Annotated in this window: 14 protein-coding genes and 2 tRNA genes; 9 read left to right on the forward strand and 7 right to left on the reverse strand. The window is 66.9% G+C overall.

Annotated features, from left to right (window positions below):
- Positions 1-27 precede the first annotated feature (27 nt).
- Genes ACM2ZB_RS00750 through ACM2ZB_RS00780 form a run of 7 tightly spaced genes read left to right on the forward strand, consistent with a single transcriptional unit; the run spans position 28 to position 6927 of the window.
- Positions 28-1356: an acetylglutamate kinase gene (locus tag ACM2ZB_RS00750; RefSeq protein WP_416057044.1), complete on the forward strand. Its 1329-nt coding sequence runs from the start codon at positions 28-30 to the stop codon at positions 1354-1356.
- A 5-nt stretch (positions 1357-1361) separates the two neighbouring features.
- A complete protein-coding gene (locus ACM2ZB_RS00755; protein WP_416057045.1) occupies positions 1362-1964 on the forward strand; it encodes a GNAT family N-acetyltransferase in 603 nt (200 codons plus the stop codon).
- A complete protein-coding gene (gene argC / locus ACM2ZB_RS00760; protein ID WP_416057046.1) occupies positions 1961-2914 on the forward strand; it encodes an N-acetyl-gamma-glutamyl-phosphate reductase in 954 nt (317 codons plus the stop codon). The genes ACM2ZB_RS00755 and argC overlap by 4 nt, the downstream gene beginning before the upstream one ends.
- A 21-nt stretch (positions 2915-2935) precedes the next feature.
- Positions 2936-4231, forward strand: coding sequence for an argininosuccinate lyase (argH, locus tag ACM2ZB_RS00765; protein ID WP_164075410.1), 1296 nt, complete (start codon positions 2936-2938; stop codon positions 4229-4231).
- Complete coding sequence (locus tag ACM2ZB_RS00770; protein ID WP_416057047.1) at positions 4231-4494, forward strand: YciI family protein; 264 nt, start codon at positions 4231-4233, stop codon at positions 4492-4494. Before argH ends, ACM2ZB_RS00770 begins: the two co-directional genes overlap by 1 nt.
- 10 nt (positions 4495-4504) lie before the next feature.
- Positions 4505-5662: a glutamate 5-kinase gene (proB, locus tag ACM2ZB_RS00775; protein WP_416057048.1), complete on the forward strand. Its 1158-nt coding sequence runs from the start codon at positions 4505-4507 to the stop codon at positions 5660-5662.
- On the forward strand, positions 5659-6927 hold the full coding sequence (locus ACM2ZB_RS00780) for a glutamate-5-semialdehyde dehydrogenase (RefSeq protein WP_416057049.1): 1269 nt from the start codon (positions 5659-5661) through the stop codon (positions 6925-6927). Before proB ends, ACM2ZB_RS00780 begins: the two co-directional genes overlap by 4 nt.
- A 156-nt stretch (positions 6928-7083) precedes the next feature.
- Here ACM2ZB_RS00780 and ACM2ZB_RS00785 read toward each other — a convergent pair.
- From ACM2ZB_RS00785 to ACM2ZB_RS00815, 7 genes are all read right to left on the reverse strand, one after another.
- Positions 7084-8435, reverse strand: a protein-coding gene (locus ACM2ZB_RS00785) for an IS3 family transposase (protein WP_416056775.1) whose coding sequence is annotated in 2 segments (ribosomal slippage) — positions 7084-7988 and positions 7988-8435 — 1353 coding nt in all. Because the reading frame shifts where the segments join, the coding sequence is not laid out codon by codon here.
- A gap of 815 nt (positions 8436-9250) precedes the next feature.
- Positions 9251-10456: an MFS transporter gene (locus tag ACM2ZB_RS00790; protein WP_416057050.1), complete on the reverse strand. Its 1206-nt coding sequence runs from the start codon at positions 10454-10456 to the stop codon at positions 9251-9253.
- Positions 10457-10812: 356 nt separating this feature from the next.
- Positions 10813-10889 (reverse strand) — tRNA-Pro (locus ACM2ZB_RS00795).
- Between the two features lie 142 nt (positions 10890-11031).
- A tRNA-Pro gene (locus ACM2ZB_RS00800) sits at positions 11032-11108 on the reverse strand.
- A 55-nt stretch (positions 11109-11163) separates the two neighbouring features.
- Positions 11164-11280, reverse strand: coding sequence for a cytochrome bd-I oxidase subunit CydX (cydX, locus tag ACM2ZB_RS00805; RefSeq protein ID WP_005410354.1), 117 nt, complete (start codon positions 11278-11280; stop codon positions 11164-11166).
- Between the two features lie 26 nt (positions 11281-11306).
- A complete protein-coding gene (gene cydB, locus ACM2ZB_RS00810) occupies positions 11307-12461 on the reverse strand; it encodes a cytochrome d ubiquinol oxidase subunit II (RefSeq protein ID WP_416057051.1) in 1155 nt (384 codons plus the stop codon).
- 15 nt (positions 12462-12476) lie between these two features.
- Entirely contained in the window at positions 12477-14060 is a 1584-nt protein-coding gene (locus ACM2ZB_RS00815; protein WP_416057052.1) for a cytochrome ubiquinol oxidase subunit I, read from the reverse strand.
- 225 nt (positions 14061-14285) lie between these two features.
- On the opposite strand from ACM2ZB_RS00815, the gene cydD reads away from it, so the two are divergent.
- Positions 14286-16031, forward strand: coding sequence for a thiol reductant ABC exporter subunit CydD (cydD, locus tag ACM2ZB_RS00820; protein ID WP_416057053.1), 1746 nt, complete (start codon positions 14286-14288; stop codon positions 16029-16031).
- Positions 16028-17701: a thiol reductant ABC exporter subunit CydC gene (gene cydC, locus ACM2ZB_RS00825; RefSeq protein WP_416057054.1), complete on the forward strand. Its 1674-nt coding sequence runs from the start codon at positions 16028-16030 to the stop codon at positions 17699-17701. The genes cydD and cydC overlap by 4 nt, the downstream gene beginning before the upstream one ends.
- Positions 17702-17756: the final 55 nt, after the last annotated feature.

The following is a 17756-nucleotide window of genomic DNA, read 5'->3' on the forward strand; positions in this document are numbered from 1 at the left end:
GCGACCGCCGCCTGTGACGAAACCGAAATGTCTCCTGCCCTCCAGCCCCACCGCCAGACCCGCCAGACCATCGTGCGCCTGCTTTCCAGCATGGCCAGCGCGAAGGAGATCAGCCAGTACCTCAAGCGCTTCTCGCAGCTGGACGCCAAGCGCTTCGCCGTGGTCAAGGTCGGCGGCGCGGTGCTGCGCGACGATCTTGAAGCGCTGACCTCCTCGCTGTCGTTCCTGCAGGAAGTGGGCCTGACCCCGATCGTGCTGCACGGCGCCGGCCCGCAGCTGGACGCTGAACTGTCCGCTGCCGGCATCGAGAAACAGACCGTCAACGGCCTGCGCGTGACCTCGCCGGAAGCATTGGCGATCGTGCGCCGGGTGTTCCAGCAGTCCAACCTGCGCCTGGTCGAAGCCCTGCAGCAGAACGGCGCACGCGCCACCTCCATCACCGGTGGCGTGTTCGAAGCCGAGTACCTGGACCAGGACACCTACGGCCTGGTGGGCGAGGTGAAGAAGGTCAATCTGGCGCCGATCGAAGCCAGCCTGCGCGCCGGGTCGATTCCGGTCATCACCAGCCTGGGTGAAACCGCCGGCGGCCAGATCCTCAACGTCAACGCCGACTTCGCCGCCAACGAACTGGTCCAGGAACTGCAGCCGTACAAGATCATCTTCCTGACCGGTACCGGCGGCCTGCTGGACGAGTCGGGCAGCGTGATCGATTCGATCAACCTGTCCACCGAATACGACCACCTCATCGCGCAGCCGTGGATCCACGGCGGCATGAAGGTGAAGATCGAGCAGATCAAGGATCTGCTGGACCGCCTGCCGCTGGAATCGTCGGTGTCGATCACCCGCCCGGCCGATCTGGCCAAGGAACTGTTCACCCACAAGGGCTCGGGCACGCTGGTGCGCAAGGGTGAAAAGGTGCTGCGTGCCACGACCTGGAATGAACTGGACCTGCCACGCCTGAAGGGCCTGATCGAATCCAGCTTCGGCCGCACCCTGGTGCCGGATTATTTCCAGAAGACCAGGCTGCTGCGCGCCTACGTCAGCGAGAACTACCGCACCGCGGTCATCCTCACCGACGAAGCCGAAGGCGTGTACCTGGACAAGTTCGCGGTGCTGGACGATGCGCAGGGCGAGGGCCTGGGCCGTGCCGTCTGGAACGTGATGCTGGAAGAAACCCCGCAGCTGTTCTGGCGCTCGCGCAATGGCAACCCGATCAACCATTTCTACTACGCCGAATCCGATGGCTGCTACAAGCAGAACACCTGGAAGGTGTTCTGGTACGGCGCCGATGGCATCGACCGCATCAAGACCTACGTCGACCACTGCGCGGCGCGTCCGCCGAGCCTGCAGGACTGAGTGCGATGAGTGACGCCGACGCCTGGACCACCGTTCCCACCCTGCGCGGCCAGCACGTGCTGCTGGAGCCGCTGCAGCGTGAGCATGTGCCCGGCCTGGCCGCGGCGGTGGAGGGCAGTGGCCTGGACCGGCTGTGGTACACCCAGGTGCCGTCGCCGCAGCAGGTCGGGCACTACGTGCAGGCCGCGCTGGATGTGCAGGCCGAAGGCAAGGTGCTGCCGTTCGTGATCCGCGATGCGGCCGGTGACATCGTCGGCAGCACGCGCTTCTATGCGCTGGAACCGAGCGTGCCGCGGCTCAGCCTCGGATACACGTGGTACGCGCCGCGCGTGCAGCGCAGCGGCGTCAACACCGAGGCCAAGCTGCTCCTGCTGCAGCACGCCTTCGAAACCCTGGGCTGCATCAGCGTGGTGCTGGAAACCAGCTGGTTCAACCACACCTCGCGCACCGCCATCGCCCGCCTGGGTGCCAAGCAGGATGGCGTGCTGCGCAACTACACCCGGCATGCCGATGGCACGCCGCGCGATACCGTCATCTTCTCCATCATCGACGCGGAATGGCAGGGCGTTAAGCGCCACCTGCAGCACCGCCTGGACAGTCACGCATGAACGATTCGACTTTCACCCTGGGCATCGTCGGTGCCCGCGGCCATACCGGCGCCGAACTGATCAAGCTGGTGGCCGCGCACCCGCGCCTGCAGCTGGCCTTCGTGTCCTCGCGCGAACTGGCCGGCAGGCCCTTGGCCGACCATCACCCGGAATACACCGGTGAGCTGCACTACGAAAACCTGGATGCCGATGCCGTGGCCGCCAAGGGCGTGGACGCGGTGATCCTGGCCCTGCCCAATGGCCTGGCCGCACCGTTCGTGGCTGCGCTGCAGGCGGTCAAGCCGGACACCATCATCGTCGATCTGTCGGCCGACTACCGCTTCGACAGCCAGTGGTACTACGGCCTGCCGGAGCTGACCCGTGGCCGCTACCAGGGCCAGAAGCACATCAGCAACCCGGGTTGCTACGCCACCGCCATGCAGCTGGCCATCCACCCGCTGCTGGACCTGCTGGCCGGCCCGCCGCAATGCTTCGGCGTCTCCGGTTACTCCGGTGCCGGCACCTCGCCGTCGGACAAGAACAACCCCGAGCTGCTGGCCGACAACCTGATGCCGTATTCGCTGACCAACCACATGCACGAGCGCGAAGTATCCGCGCAGCTCGGCGTGCCGGTCGAGTTCATGCCGCACGTGGCCCCGCATTTCCGTGGCATCACACTCACCGCCAACCTGTGGCTGAACCGCGCGCAGACCCGCGAGCAGATCGTCGAGCGCTTCCAGCAGGCCTATGCCGGCGAGCCGCTGGTGGAGGTGGTGGACGAAGCACCGTGGGTCAGCCGCATTGCCGGCCGCCACGGCGCCCAGGTCGGTGGTTTCACCCTGGCACCCGGTGGCAAGCGGGTGGTGGTGGTGGCCACCCTGGACAACCTGCTGAAGGGTGCGGCCACCCAGGCCATGCAGAACCTCAACCTTGCGCTGGGCATCGACGAACTGACGTCGATCCCGCACTGAACACGTATTACGGAGCCCCCCATGGCAGACCTTCTTTGGCAGAAGCCGGGCGTCGCGGTCGACGCACAGATCCAGACCTTCCTCGCCGGCGATGACGTGATCCTCGACCGTGAGTTCTTCCTGCACGATATCGCCGCCAGCGCCGCGCACGCGCAAGGCCTGCAACACATCGGCATCCTCAGCGCCGACGAGCTGGAAGGCCTGCTGCGCGAACTGGAGGTGCTGGCGCAGGACTTCCGCGCAGGCCGTTTCGTGCTTGATACGCAGTACGAGGATGGTCACTCGGCCATCGAAGCGCGCCTGACCGAGCGCCTGGGCGATGCCGGCCGCAAGATCCACACCGGCCGCAGCCGCAACGACCAGATCCTGGTGGCCACCCGCCTGTGGCTGAAGGAAAAGCTGCAGCGTGTGGCCCAGCTGAGCGCTGAAGTGGCCAAGGTCGCGCTGGACCGCGCGCAGGCCGAGAAGGACCTGCCGATTCCCGGCTACACCCACATCCAGCGCGCCGTGGTGTCCTCGGCGGGCATGTGGTGGGCCGGCTGGGCCGAAGCCTTCATCGACAACGCCGTGCGTGCCCGCGACACCCATGCGCTGGTCGACGCCAATCCGCTGGGCACTGCCGCCGGTTACGGCGTGAACCTGCCGCTGGACCGCGAACACACCACCGCTGCGCTGGGCTTTGCCCGCATGCAGATCTCGCCGATCTACGCGCAGCTGTCGCGCGGCAAGTTCGAGCTGGCCGCACTGGAAGCGCTGGGTGGCGCTACCCTCGACCTGCGCCGCATCGCCTGGGATCTGTCGCTGTTCACCAGCGCCGAGTTTGGTTTCGTTGCACTGCCGGCGCAGTACACCACCGGCAGCTCGATCATGCCCAACAAGCGCAATCCGGACGTGATCGAGCTCATGCGCGCCACCCACGCCAGCGTGGCCGCAGCGCGCACTGAAATCGAACAGCTGCTGTCGCTGCCGTCCGGCTACCATCGCGACCTGCAGTCGTCCAAGGGCGCCATCTTCCACGGCTTCGGCCGCGGCCTGGCCGCGCTGGAGCTGCTGCCGGCGCTGCTGGCCAACCTGGAATGGCGCGACGACAAGCTGCGCGCGGCCATCGACTCGGGCATGTATGCCACCGACGTGGCCGTGGAAGCCGCCGTGGCCGGCGTGCCGTTCCGCGAGGCCTACAAGGCCGCTGCCGCCGGTGCCGACAGTGCAGGGCAGGGGCGCACGCCCGAAGGCAGCCTGGCCGCGCGCGTGTCGCCCGGTTCGGCCGCCGACCTGCGCCTGGACGAACTGCGCACGCGCTGGCAGGCGCTGGCCTGATGGCGGGCACCGTCTACCTGGTCATGGCCATGCGCCGGCCGGACTTCAATGATGCCGCCGTGCAGCCGCATCGCGACTTCCTCGATGCACTGCGCGAGCAGGGCCGGTTGCAGCTGACCGGCGGGTTCGCCGATGGCAGCGGTGGCGCCTACGTGCTGTGCAACGTCGACAGCCTGGCGCAGGCGCAGGCCATCGTCGCCACCGATCCGCTGGTGACGATGCAGGCCTCGCACCTGACCGTGCACGAATGGAACACCCGCTGAGGCGCACCTGATGACCCTGCACGCCCCCCACGTCGCCTCGCCGTTCCCCGAACAAGCGCTGCCGCCGTGGCGGCGTGCGGTGCTCAAGGTGGGCAGCAGCCTGCTGGCCGCCGATGGCGGTGGCCTGTCGCCGCGGCATGCGCTGGGCCTGGCGCAGTTCGTGTCGGCCAACGTGCTGGCCGGGCGCGAAGTGGTCATCGTCTCCTCCGGCGCGGTCGCCGCCGGCCGCGCCATCCTGCCGCGTGCCGATGAACCCGGTGCGGCCATGGCCGCACGGCAGGCACTGGCCGCGCTGGGCCAGGCACAGTTGATCGGCCTCTGGCAGCGCTTCTTCGAGCGCCCGGTTGCCCAGGTACTGTTGACCCACGACGACCTGCGCAACCGCCGCCGCTACCTCAATGCGCGCGCCACGCTGACCGAGCTGCTGCGCCTGGGTGCATTGCCGGTGGTCAACGAGAACGACACCGTGTCGGTGGACGAGCTCAAGCTTGGCGACAACGACAACCTGGCCGCCACCGTGGCCGCGCTGGTCGATGCTGATGCACTGTTCATCGCCACCGATATCGACGGCCTGTACAGCGCCGACCCGCGCACCGTGGCCGATGCCCGCCCGCTGCACGACGTGCCCGAACTGGACGATGCCGTGCTGGCCATGGCCGGCGGCGCCGGCTCGCGCGCGGGCACCGGCGGCATGCGCACCAAGCTCGAGGCCGCCGCCAAGGCGGGCCGGTTGGGCATCGAAACCTACCTGTTCAACGGCCGCAGCGGCGACGTCGTGCGTGCGCTGGGCCACGACCGCCTGTTCGGCACCCGCATCCATGCCGCGCGCAGCCGCGAGGCCGCACGCAAGCACTGGCTGCGGCATGCACCGCTGGCCGAAGGCGCGATCATCGTCGATGCCGGCGCGGCGCAGGCCATGCGTGAAAAGGGCGCATCGCTGCTGCCCGGCGGCATCACCGGCGCCGACGGCGACTTCCGCCGTGGCGACATGGTGCAGGTGTGCTGGAACACGCCGCAGGGCCGCGTCTGCGTGGCCCGTGGCGTCAGCCAGTACGCCGCCGACGATGTGCGCCGCATTGCCGGCCGCCATACGCGCGACATCCAGGCCGTGCTCGGCTACAACTACGGCGGTACCGTCGTCCATCGCGACGACCTGGTGCTGCCATGACCGGACTGCAGGACACCCCCATGAGTGACATCGAAGCACAGGCCCGTGCCTGCCGTGACGCGGCCCAGGTGGTCGCTGGCCTGGACAGCACCGCACGCGGCACGCTGCTGCAGGCCATGGCCCAGGCATTGGAAATGAACGCCGGGCTGATCCTGGCCGGCAATGCGCGTGACCTCGCCGCCGCGCGCGAAAAGGGCGTGGGCAGCGCCATGCTCGACCGCCTGGCGCTGGACCCGGCCCGCCTGTTCGCCATGGCCGAGGCCGTGCGCGAAGTGGCGGCGTTGCCGGACCCGGTGGGCCAGGTGACCCGCGACGACGTGCGCCCCAACGGCATCCGCGTGCAGAAGGTGCGCGTACCGCTGGGCGTGATCGCGATGATCTACGAAGCCCGCCCGAACGTGACCGCCGAAGCCGCCGCGCTGTGCCTGAAGGCCGGCAATGGCGTGATCCTGCGTGGCGGTTCGGAGGCCATCCATTCCAACAGCGCCATCGCCCAGGCGCTGTCGTCCGCACTGAAGGCCAACGGCGTACCGCCGGCTGCCGTGACGGTGCTGACCGACCTGCGCCGCGAAGCGATGCTGGAACTGCTGCAGCTGCACGAACTGATCGACCTGGCGATCCCGCGTGGTGGCGAAGGGCTGATCCGTTTCGTGGCCGAACACGCCCGCGTGCCGGTCATCAAGCACTACAAGGGCGTGTGCCACCTGTACGTGGATGCCAGCGCCGACCTGGACAAGGCCATCGGCCTGCTGGTGGACGGCAAGTGCAGCCGCCCCGCGGCGTGCAACTCACTGGAAACCCTGCTGGTGCACCAGGACGTGGCCGACGCCTTCCTGCCGCGCGCCGCACAGGCCCTGGGCGAACGCAACGTGCAGTTGCGTGCCGACGAACGCGCCCAGCCGCTGCTGCCGGGCAGCACCGCCGCCACCGACGAAGACTATGCCGCCGAGTTCCTCGATCTGGTGCTGGCCGTGCGCGTGGTGGACGACCTGGACGCCGCGATCGCGCACATCCGCACCTACACCTCCGACCACACCGAAGTGATCGCCACCGAAGACAGCGTCAGTGCCGAGCGCTTCGTCAACGCACTGCGCTCGGCGGTGGTGATGGTCAACGCATCGTCGCGTTTTTCCGATGGTGGTCAGCTCGGGCTGGGCAGCGAGATTGGTATTTCCACCACGCGGCTGCATGCCTATGGGCCGATGGGTCTGGAAGCGCTGACGGTCGAACGGTTTGTCGTCCGCGGCGAAGGCCAAACGCGGTAGGGGGTTGTTCGGCAGGGCTGCGCCCTGCACCCGCCGAATCAACGTCAACGTCAACGTCAAAAGCTGGCTATCCGTGGGGGGGCGGGGTGGGTCCGGTTGAGGGGGACGCCGTAAACCCATCCATGAAGTGACCCCCAAAAGTTGGACAGTTGGGGATCAGGCGGCCAGCGCGGCCTGTTCCCGGTACTTTACCGGGCTCAGACCCTTTAGTTTCAGTCGGATACGGTCTTCGTTGTAGTACCGGATGTATTCCACCAGCCCGGCTTCCAAACTTTCGATGCTGTCAAAGGTGTTCAGGTAGAAGAATTCCGACTTCAGCGTCCCGAAGAAGCTCTCCATGGCCGCGTTGTCCAGGCAGTTGCCACGCCGGGACATGCTCTGTTTCAGCGAGTGCGTTGCGAGCTTGTGGCGGTAGTTTTCGTGCTGGTAATGCCAGCCTTGGTCCGAGTGAATCATCGGTCGATCTGCGGGCGAAAGCTTCTTGATCGCTTGATCCAGCATCTCACCCACCAGGTCGAATACTGGTCGACGCTTCATCTTGTAAGTCACGATTTCGCCGTTGTAGAGGTCCATGATCGGCGAAAGATAGAGCTTCATGCCCTGCACCTTGAACTCGGTTACATCGGTCACCCACTTACGATTGGGCATCTCAGCCTCAAACTGGCGGCCCAGGTCGTTGGGAACCACGACATTGGCCGCTCCCTTGAACGCGCGATAGCGCTTGATGCGTACCCGCGACTGCAGGCCCAGCTCGGCCATCAGCCGCTGTACCCGCTTGTGGTTGATGGCCTGGCCCTGATTGGCCAGCTCCAGTGTTATGCGACGGTAGCCGTAGCGCCCTTGGTTCTCGTCGTAGATCGCGCGGATGCGCTCACGCAGCTCCGCCTCGCCCTCATCGGGATGGGCCAAGGCGTTGATCTGGTAATAGAACGTGCTGCGAGAGAGCTCGGCCGCCTCGAGCAACAGCGGCAGTGCGTAGATCTGCCTCAATCCTTGGACGGCTTGCGCTTTGCATCTCGCGCCGCCTGCTCTTCCCGGATCAAGGCATCGAGTTTTTTTAGGTAAGCGGTCTCCGCACGCAGGTAGGCCACTTCCTTGAGGAGCTCATCGCGGCTCATGTCCTCGGCGGGCTTGGACGAGCGGGTCTTTTTCATCGGCTTTTGAGGCGGTAATGGTGGCGGTGCCAACGCTTGGGCACCCCCCTTAGCATACAGCCGCCGCCACAGCCCCACTGCGCCGGCATCGCCAATCTGGAAGTAAGTGGTGGCCTCACGCGCGGACATTCCGTCCTGGCTCATCTTCTCCAGGACCGCAAGTTTGAACTGGAGATCGTAGGACCGCGGTTTGCGGTCAAACCCCGGTCGGCCATGCAGCCGGTAGGTCGCTGCCCACCGCCTCACCGTGGAGAACTCCAGGCCATGGCGGCGGGCAACAGCCTTGACCGATGTGGAGGTGTTGCAGGCCTCTTTAGCCACCTGCAATTTGAAACGAACCTCATATCTGTTCATGTAACCCTCTGGGTTGGATCAGGTGTCCAACTCCAGGGGGTCACTTCACCATGGGGGCTTGGTCGCGGCCTCCATGCCGCTCACACCCCCTCAACCGGACCCACCCCGTCTTCGACAGTTGGCCGCGATCTGTCGGAACACGGGGGCGGATCCCGTTGCTGTGCAACGGGCTCTGACCCCAATCTGGAATTCGATATCTGATGGATTTCATCCACGCATGGCGTGGATCTACTGGCCACCGGCCAACTGTCAGAGGTGGGGCGGTGTGGGCTTGCAGGACCGCAGGCGCCATGGATGGCGCCTACGAGTTTCCGCGATCTGTCGGAACGGCATTCTGCCTTGGTCGACACAGTAGAGCCACGCCATGCGTGGATGCATTTCGATCTCAATTCGAAATATTCGATTCCGATTGAGAATCATCCACGCATGGCGTGGATCTACTGGCCGCCGGCGCCATGGATGGCGCCTACGAGTTTCCGCGATCTGTCGGAACGGCATTCTGCCTTGGTCGACACAGTAGAGCCACGCCATGCGTGGATGCATTTCGATTTCAATTCGAAATATTCGATTCCGATTGAGATTCATCCACGCATGGCGTGGATCTACTGGCCGCCGGCCAACTGTCAGAGGTGGGGCGGTGTGGGCTTGCAGGACCGCAGGCGCCATGGATGGCGCCTACAAGCCCCCAGGGACGGGTTTACGGCGTGTCCTGCAAGCCCACGCCGCCCCGCCATCCCACGGAAATTCCGCCTTGGCTTTGGCTTTCGCCGTTGCATTGAGCAGGTGCAGGGCTGCAAGCCCTGCCGAGAAAAAACCTACCAGAGATCTTCGAGCTTGCGCGGCTTGCACGCCACCCACGACGCACACAGCATCAGCGTCGCGCAGCCAAACAGGAACCCGAACGGCAGCCCCCAGCCTCCACTCACCGTGTGCAGCCAACCCACCAGGAACGGCCCCAGGCAGCTGAAGCTGTAACCCACGCCCTGCATGAACCCCGACAACGCCGCCGAACCGGTCGGCGTGCGCGTGCGCAGGTTGATCAAGGTCAGCGCCAGCGGGAACGTGGACGGACCCACGCCCAGCAGCGCCGCCCACAGCAGCGGTGCCTTCAACGGCGCCAGCAGCAGGCCGGTGAAGGCGATCACGAACGCGGAAAAACCAATCAGCACCAGCGGGAACGGGTTCGGCAGGCGTACCGCCAGCGAGGGAATGATCAGCGACGGCAGCAGGCCCAGCGCCGAGAACACCGCCACCATCACCCCGCCAAATGCCGGCGTGGCACCGGCTTCCACCACGATGCGCGGCAGCCAGGTGAACATCGAATAGGTCATCAGCGAGGTCATGCCGAACATCAGCGTCATGCTCCAGCCCAGCGACGTGCGCCAGACCCTGCCGTGCGGCTGCGCCGTGGGGTCGCTGCTGTCCTGCACCGGCTTCGGTGCGCGGCGGGCCAGCAGCAGCCAGGGCAGGGCGGCGGCCAGGGCCAGCAGCGCCCACATGCCCAGGGACACGCGCCAGCCTGCGGCGTTGGCCACCGGCACCGCCAGCAGCGCCGGCATCATCGTGCCCAACTGCAGCACGCTGATGTACAGCGTGCTCATCGTGCCCACCTTGTTGGCGAAGTAGCGCTTCACCAGCGGCGGCACCACCACGTTGCCGATGCCCATGCCCGCCAGTGCGATCACCGAACCCAGCAGCAGGGTGCCGACGTTGCCGGCGCTGGAGCGGAGCAGCAGGCCGGCCATGGCCAGGGTCATCGCCAGCAGGGTGGTGCGCTCCAGGCCCAGGCGCCGGGCCACGGCGGGGGTGGCCACGCCGAACAGCGCGAAGGAGGCCGTGGGCAGCATGCCCAGCACGCCGGTCATGGTGGTGCCGAAGCCGAAGTGCTGGCCCAGCACGTCCAGCAACGGGGTGATGGAGGTGACTGCCGTGCGCAGGTTCACCGCCGCCAGCAGGATGGCGGCGAACGCCAGCAGGCGCCCGTGCAGCAGCGATGGCGAGGGGGAAGTCGGGGACGTCATGGGGGTGGTCCTTGCAGGTGGCGCACGCACTGTCGGTGGCGTGCAGCGCCGCACTGGGCCAGGCCGGTGGGGCAGGTGGGGGAAGGCGGCCATTGTACGTGGGTGGCTGGGCCAGGTCCTGTCGGCGCAGATCTGTCGTGCTCGGCAGCGAACGGAGCCGCCCCGACCAGGACGTGGGGATGCGGTGGTCGAAGGCCTGATCCAGGCCTGCCGGCAGTTGACCGCACAGGCCAGCCTGCGGCTGCGGCCGGTGTGAAGATGGCCGGGGTGGGGCGACCACAGCGCCGCCCCCGGAGCGCAGGCACAAAAAAACCCGGAGGACTGTCGTCTTCCAGGCTTCTTGGTGACCACCGAAGTGGTCGGGGAGACAGGATTCGAACCTGCGACCTCTACGTCCCGAACGTAGCGCTCTACCAGACTGAGCTACACCCCGAAGGGAGCCGCCTATTCTATCCATTCACCCCGGTGGCGGCAAGGGGTAAATGCTGTTTCCTTCACACTGCCGAAGCAGTGGACTTCTTCAGGGAACAAAAAAGCCTGGAAGACTTCACCAGGCTTCAATGCGACCACCGAAGTGGTCGGGGAGACAGGATTCGAACCTGCGACCTCTACGTCCCGAACGTAGCGCTCTACCAGACTGAGCTACACCCCGAAGGAGCCGCCTAAGATACCGTGTGAAGGCCAAGGCGGCAAGGTTTTTTTACAGCTCAGCGACGATTTTCTTTCTCGATGCGGTTCTGCTCGCGGGCTTCGAACCACATGCCGTTGAGGATGGCCACCGTTGAAGCCAGACCGGCGCCAAGAATCCAGGCGAAGTACCACATGTTCGTTTCTCCTTGGGATCGTTCAATCAATACGCGTTCGGGTTGTCGCCCATTTCCTCGACCGTGGTCTTGCCCTTCAGCACGCGATACACCCACGTGGTGTAGGCCAGGATGATCGGCAAGAAGATGGCGGTGGCCAGCAGCATGATCCACAGCGTCAGATGGCTGGACGAGCTGTCCCAGACGGTCAGGCTGGAGGTGGGCTGGCTGGAGGACGGCAGCAGGAACGGGAAGATCGCAAAGCCGACGGTCAGGATGATGCCGGCGATGGAGGCGCCCGAGGCGATGAAGGCCAGGCCGCCACGGCGTGCACGCAGCAGCACCGCACTGGCCAGTGCGCCCAGCAGGCCCAGCAGCGGGAACACCACCGTGGCCGGCATGCTGCTGTAGTTGCGCAGCCAGCCGCCGGCAGCGGTGCCCAGTTCGGCCGTCTTCAGCAGCGGGTTGGTCGGGCCATCGGTCACCACCTGCGAGGTGATCTGGTAACCCGGCAGGCCGAAGGCCACCCACGCGCCGGCAACGGCGAACAGCACGAAGCTGATGATCGCGGCGATGCTGCCAAAGCGCGCAGCACGTTCGGCCACCGGGCCGTCGGTCTTGATCACCAGCATGGCCGCACCGTGCGACACCAGCATGGCCACGCTGACCAGGCCGGCAATCAGTGCGAACGGCGAAAGCAGGCCGAAGAACGAACCGGTGTAGGTCACGCGCAGAGTGTCATCGAAGTGGAACGGCACGCCCAGCAGCACGTTGCCCACCGCCACGCCGGCAATCAGGCCTGGCAGCAGGCCGCCCACGAACAGCACGCGGTCCCAGTTGTCGCGCCAGCGCTTGGACGGCATCTTGCTGCGGTACTTGAAGCCGACCGGCCGCAGGATCAGGCCGAACAGCATCGCAAACACCGCCAGGTAGAAGCCGGAGAAGCTGACCGCATACAGCGGCGGCCACGCGGCGAAGATCGCGCCGCCACCCAGCACCAGCCAGACCTGGTTGCCTTCCCAGACCGGGCCGACGGTGTTGATCACCAGCCGGCGTTCCTCATCGGTCTTTGCAACGAACGGCAGCAGGGTGCCGACGCCCAGGTCGAAACCGTCCATCACCGCCCAGCCGATCAGCAGGATGCCGAGCAGCAGCCACCAGATCACGCGGAGCGTGGTGTAATCAAGTGCAATGAATTCCATCTGGATTCTCCTGCCTCAAGCCTGGCCGGCAGCGGCTGCAGTGGGGGAAACAGGCCGGATATCAGCCTGCAGCGTCGGCAGGATGTCGTCCGGGCCGGTACGGATCGCCTTCAGCATCAGCTTGACCTCGATCACCAGCAGCACCGTGTACAGCGCGGTGAACACCGCCAGCGTGGTCAGGATTTCATGCAGGGCCAGGCCCGATGCCGCGTAGAAGGTGGGCAGCACGCCATCCACCGCCCAAGGCTGGCGGCCGTATTCGGCCACGAACCAGCCGCATTCGATGGCAATCCACGGTGCCGGCAGCGACCACACGGCCAGCTTCAGGAACCAGCGCTTGTCCTGGAAGCTGTTGCGGCACGAGTAGTAGAAGGCCAGTGCGAAGAAGGCGATCAGGTAGAAGCCCAGGCCCGCCATGATGCGGAAGGTCCAGAACAGCGGTGCCACGCGCGGCACGGTATCCATGGCCGCCTTGGAAATCTCTTCCGGGGTGGCGTTGAGGATGTCCTCGCGGTAGCGCTTCAGCAGCAGGCCGTGGCCCAGGTCCTGCCAGTGGCGGTCGAACATCTCGCGCGCTTCAAGATCGTTGCGGTCCTTCTTGATGCGCTCCAGTGCGCCATAGGCGATCTGGCCACCGCGGATGCGGTGCTCGGCACGTTCCACCAGTTCCAGGATGCCCGGAATCGGCTGGTCCAGCGAACGGGTGGCGATCAGGCCCATCAGGTACGGGATCTTGATCGAGTAATCGTTCTGGTGGGTGGTCTGGTTGGGAATGCCGAAGGCGGTGAAGTCGGCCGGCGCACGCTCGGTTTCCCACATCGCTTCGATCGCCGCCAGCTTCATCTTCTGGTGTTCGCTGGCGGCGTAACCGCTCTCGTCACCCAGCACCACCACCGACAGCGACGACAGCAGGCCGAAGGCTGCGGCCACCGTGAACGAACGGCGGGCCATGTCCTTGTGCTTGTTGCGCAGCAGGTACAGGGCGCTGATGGACATCACGAAGATGGCGCCGGTCACGTAACCGGCACTGACGGTGTGCACGAACTTGGCCTGCGCCACCGGGTTCAGCAGCACGGCGGCGAAGTCCACCACTTCCATGCGCATCGTTTCCGGGTTGAACACCGCACCGGTCGGGTTCTGCATCCAGCCGTTGGCGATCAGGATCCACACCGCCGACAGGTTGGTACCCAGCGCCATCAGCCAGGTGACGGTAAGGTGCTTGACCGGGCTCAGGCGCTTCCAGCCGAAGAAGAACAGACCGATGAAGGTCGCTTCCAGGAAGAAGGCCATCAGGCCTTCGATGGCCAGCGGGGCACCGAAGATGTCACCCACGTAGTGGCTGTAGTACGACCAGTTCATGCCGAACTGGAATTCCATCACCAGGCCGGTGGCCACGCCGATGGCGAAGTTGATGCCGAACAGCGTGCCCCAGAACAGGGTCATCTGCCGCCAGACCTGTTTGCGGGTCATGACGTACACGCTCTCCATGATGGCCACCATGAAGGACAGGCCGAGCGTGAGCGGTACGAATAGGAAGTGGTACATCGCGGTCAGAGCGAATTGCAGCCGCGACAGTTCTACGACTGTCTGATCAATCATGGCCTGGCTACCTCGTTGGATAGTGCCGTTGCAGGTGGCGGGAAGGGTGGTCTACGGGTGAATGATGTGACCGACTACTTCAAACAGCCTTGATCCAGATCAATGTATGAATGGGTACCCAGGAGGATCGTATGCCTTTCTGGTGACCACTGCGACCGCCGGCCGCAGGGGGCGGCTGTTGCCTGCGCCTACAATGCCGAGCATCTCCCGTTGCCTGTGAAGACCTTGAGCGCTGCCGAAACGACTGCTGAGCCCCTTGCCGCCGAAGAAGAATCGACCCGGCAGCGGCGCGCCCGTACGGTCTGGCTGGCCGGGCTGGCCCATGCCGCCCGCGGCCGCCAGCGGTTGGCGGCACTGTGCATCAGCCTGTCCGGCGCGCTGCTGATCGGCCAGGCTGCGGCCATTGCCTGGCTGGTGCAGACAGTGCTGGTGGAGCGCGCGCCGCTGGCCGGGGGATGGCCGGTGCTGGCCGCGCTGGCAGTGATCCTGGTGCTGCGCACGCTGTTGGGCAGTGCCACCCAGGCCGCCGCCGGCGACGTAGCCGATGCGGCCCGCCTGGCCCTGCGCGAGCGCGTGTTCGCGCGCCTGCTGGGCCATGGCCCGCTGTGGCTGCGGCAGCGCCGCACCGGCGAGCTGGGCGAACTGATGCTGCACCATGGCGATGCCATCGAAAGCTATTACAGCGGCTTCCTGCCGGTGCGCACCGAAGTGGTGGTGGTGCCGCTGCTGATCCTGGCCGCAGTGGCCTGGGTCGACTGGGTGGTGGCGCTGATCCTGCTGTTCACCGCCCCGCTGGTGCCGTTCTTCATGATGCTGGTGGGTTGGGGCGCCGAAGCGGCCGGCCGTGCCCAGCTGGGCGAGCTGGCGCGCATGAGCGGCCACTTCGCCGACCGCATCAAGGGTCTGGGCCTGCTGCGCCTGTATGGCCGTGGCGAGGCCGAACTGGCCGGCATCGAAGCGGCCGCCGAGGGCGTGCGCGTGCGTACCATGAAGGTGCTGCGCATCGCCTTCCTGTCGTCCACCGTGCTGGAATTCTTTGCTTCGGTCAGCGTGGCCATGGTCGCGCTGTACTTGGGCCTGAGCTATCTGGGGCTGATGTCGCTGCATGCCGCAGTGCCTACCCTGGGCGCCGGCCTGTTCTGCCTGCTGCTGGCGCCGGAGTTCTACGCACCGCTGCGACGGCTGGCCGCGCATTACCACGATCGCGCCAATGCACTGGCCGCTGCGGCCGAAGTGGAGCGCCTGCTGCACGCGCTGCCTGACGAACCGGCCCTGCTCGAGGCCCCTGCCGCGCCGCTGGCGGTGGAACCGGCCGAGGCCGCCTTGCCGCCGCTGCAGGCACAGGGCCTGGTGCTGCGCCCGCTGGGCGCCCCGCACGATGTGCTGCAGGGTGTGGATCTTCTGCTGGAGCCGGGCCAGAGGCTGGCCCTGGTGGGCCCCAGCGGCTCGGGCAAGAGCACCCTGCTGGAAGCGCTGGCCGGTTGGCTGCCGCCGCAGGCCGGGCGGCTGCAGCTGCGCCCCGGCGTGCAGGTGGCCTACGCCAGCCAGCGTCCCTATCTGTTCCACGGCAGCATCGCCGACAACCTGCGCCTGGCTGACCCCGGTGCCACCGATGCACGCCTGCGTGCGGTGGCCGAGGCCGCGCAGGTGCTGCAGTTCGCCCAGCGCCTGCCTGATGGGCTGGACACGGTGATTGGTGAGCGTGGCTTCGGCCTGTCCGGCGGTGAGGCGCGGCGCATCGGCCTGGCCCGCCTGCTGCTGCGCGACCCGCAGGTGCTGCTGCTGGATGAGCCCACCGCCTTCCTCGATGCCGACACCGAAGCAGCGCTGCTGGGCAGCCTGGCGGCCTATGCGCGTGGCCGCAGCGTGGTGGTTGCCACCCACAGCCCGGCGGTGATCGCCTGGGCCGACCGTTGCCTGCTGCTGCCCGAAGGACGCCTGGTCGACCCGGCACAGGCGGTGCACGCATGAGCCGTTCGCCCGATTCGCTGCGCGCGGTGTTCCTGCGCCATCGGCCACGCCTGCTGCTGACCGTGCTGCTGCTGTGGATCACCATGCTGGCCGGCACCGCGCTGCTGGGCCTGTCCGGTGGCTTCCTCACCGCCGCAGCACTGGCCGGGGCGGCCGGGTTGGCGCAGGGCTTCAACTTCTTCTCGCCGTCGGCCGGCATCCGCGGCCTGACCATGGCGCGCATCGTGTCGCGCTATTTCGAAAAGCTGGTGGGCCACGATGCCACCCTGCGCATCGCCCGCGACCTGCGCGTGTGGTTCTTCCGCCGCGCACTGCCGCTGGCCCCGGCGCGGTTGGGCGCCACGCGCACCGGCGAACTGCTGGCGCGCCTGCTGGGTGATATCGGCGAAGTGGATGGCCTGCTGGTGCGCGCGATCGGGCCGCTGGTGGCGCTGGGGGCACTGTCGCTGGTGGCGGTGGGCTCGGCCGCGCTGATCCTGCCGTCGGCCGCCTTGCTGCTGGCGGTGCTGGCGCTGCTGATCGGTTTCGGCGTGCCGTGGCTGGGCGTGCGCGGGCATGACGATGAAGAGGCCGACCGTGCCGCGCACCGTGCCGCGCTGCGTACCGCTGCATTCGAAGGCCTGGAAGGCGCGGGCGATCTGGCCGCGCTGCATGCCGATGCCGCATGGCAGTTGAAGGTGCGCGTGGCGGCCAAGCAGCTGGCCTCGCGCGATCGCCGTCGGCGCTGGCGCTTGATCGCGGCGTCGACCCTGCATGGCCTGGTGGCTGGCCTGGGCCTGGTGGCGATGCTGGCGCTGGCCCTGCACGCAGCCGAACAGCAGCGCATCGCTGCAGAAATGGCCGCAGGGCTGGTATTCCTCACCGTGGCGATGATCGAACTGTGGGCCGGCATGGGCCTGGCCTGGCAATCGCTGCAATCCGGGCGCATCGCCGCCGATCGCCTGCAGGCCATCGTTGAACAGGCGCCGGCCGTGGACGAGCCGAGCGTACCGCAGCCGGTGCCGCAGGCTGCGCGCGTGCACTGGGACGATGTGCATTTCCAGTGGCCGGGTGCAGCGCGGCCGGTGCTGTCGGGCCTGCAGTTGACCTTGGCGGCAGGCGAGCGCATTGCCATCCGCGGCGACAGCGGCAGTGGTAAGACCACGCTGTCCAGCCTGCTGCTGCGCCTGTGGGACCCACAGCAGGGGCGGGTGACCTACGGTGGCCGTGACCTGCGTGATTTCGCCCAGGCCGACTGGCACCGGCAACTGGCATGGCTGCCGCAGAACGCCCCGGTGTTTGCCGGCAGCGTGTCCGAAAACCTGCGGCTGGGCGATCCCGATGCCAGCGACGCGGCGTTGTGGGCCGTGCTGCGCCGCGTGCGCCTGGGCGAGTGGGCCGAGCGCAATGGCGGCCTGCAGGCGTGGGTGGGCGAGAACGGCGCGACCATGTCGGCCGGACAGGCACGGCGCCTGGCGCTGGCGCGCGCGCTGCTGCGCAACGCGCCGATCCTGCTGCTGGACGAACCGACTGAGGGCCTGGACGTGGATACCGCCCGTGCGCTGCTGCAGGATCTGGCCGGCCTGCTGGACGGCCGCAGCCTGCTGATGATCACCCACGATGACCTGCCCGACGGCGTGGTGGATGTGCAGTACCGCCTGCGTGACGGCGTGCTGGCGCGGGAAACGTAACCGCGGTGGATTTACGTGTGCCGTCCGCCCGAGGTAGCGCCGGGCGATGCCCGGC

This window comes from Stenotrophomonas maltophilia, assembly GCF_047782825.1.
GTDB lineage: Bacteria > Pseudomonadota > Gammaproteobacteria > Xanthomonadales > Xanthomonadaceae > Stenotrophomonas.